The sequence below is a fragment of the Roseburia faecis genome (assembly GCF_001406815.1).
Lineage (GTDB): Bacteria > Bacillota > Clostridia > Lachnospirales > Lachnospiraceae > Roseburia > Roseburia faecis.
Genome location: NZ_CVRR01000063.1, coordinates 1 through 1,213, shown reverse-complemented (window position 1 = coordinate 1,213; position 1,213 = coordinate 1). Strand labels below are relative to the sequence as shown.

Here is a 1,213-nt window from a genome sequence, read left to right as displayed (position 1 = left end):
TAATATTCGTAGTACACTCTGTTTTTCTCTTTGACCTCTTTGTAGTAGTTCGTGTGATAAAGTTCTCCGTACTGCATTCGATTTTTTAACTGCTCTTTCCGGGCATTACGGAAAATCTCTACCAGTGTATCTCCAAAATCAACAACCCTTACTTTTTTCCGCTTGGTTGGTCCGATGATATATTTGCGCTTTGAGCCATCATATCGGATGCTGCGTCTTATGGTAAGGCATTGTTCTTCCAGATTTACGTCCTGCCATGCCAAACCGCAGGCTTCTCCAATACGAAGCCCGGCATAATAGGCTATCTGGATTGGAAGTATTGCGGCTGGGTTCTTTTTTTGCAGATAAGCAAGCAATCTTTCATAATCTTCTCGTGAAATTGGTTGGACATTTCCGTCCATATCCTCATCGGAAAACAAATCCACTTCATCCGTCTGATACCGCAGTTTAATATACTGCATGGGATTGAACGTAATATACTGCTTTGGAAATACTGCAAAACGGAAGGACTGCTGCATGACTGCGGAAAAAGAATGGATATAATCTTTGCTGTAACCCTTTCTCTCTTTTCCGTCGGGATGAACTCCCCCGAAGGAAAGCAAATCAAAGAAGGATTGCAAATGTTCAGAGGTTACATTTTTCAGTTTCCGTTCTGCCAATGGGTGTTTCTTGATATTTCGGATTGTTCCGAGGTAATTCTCCACCGTACCATTGCTGAGCGTACCTGTTTTTAATTCCTCCTCTGCCCACACATCCAAAAGCTGTCCGACTGTGAGATTTTCCGCTTTGGCAACAAATTTCTTTTTCTCATAATCATCCATTGCCTGACGGAGCAGCTTTTCAGTTTCACTTTTGCTTTCTGTTCCAACGCATTCTTTCTGAACAAGATTGCCGCTTGCGTCCTCTACATAGAAGCGGTAGTACCATTTCTTTCCTTTTTTTCTTACAGATCCTTTTGCCATAATCGTATGTCTCCTTTCGATATTAGACAATCGGAACTGATGAAATGCTTCGTGCGTGTAAGTATATCATAACTCCGGTTGTCTTACTATACCGATTCGGAATCTTCGTATAAGACTTCTGATAAAAGATTTGCAAGCCTTTGTTCTGCTGTTTTTGGTTTCTTGGAATAGAGCCTTACAACGTCTGCCATCTCATTAAAAGCATTGATGGTGTGAGTGATTTCCCTTAAGAACATAATCTCATTATATTC

The 1,213-nt window shown here is 41.1% G+C and carries 1 protein-coding gene and 1 pseudogene; both read right to left on the bottom strand.

The genetic code is table 11. The features are described 5' to 3' along the window. On the bottom strand, nt 1-962 hold a 962-nt coding region (locus M72_RS14155; RefSeq protein ID WP_055068686.1), incomplete at its 3' end, for a tyrosine-type recombinase/integrase. 86 nt (nt 963-1,048) lie between these two features. Further along, a pseudogene (locus tag M72_RS14150) lies at nt 1,049-1,213 on the bottom strand (helix-turn-helix domain-containing protein); the annotation flags it as partial.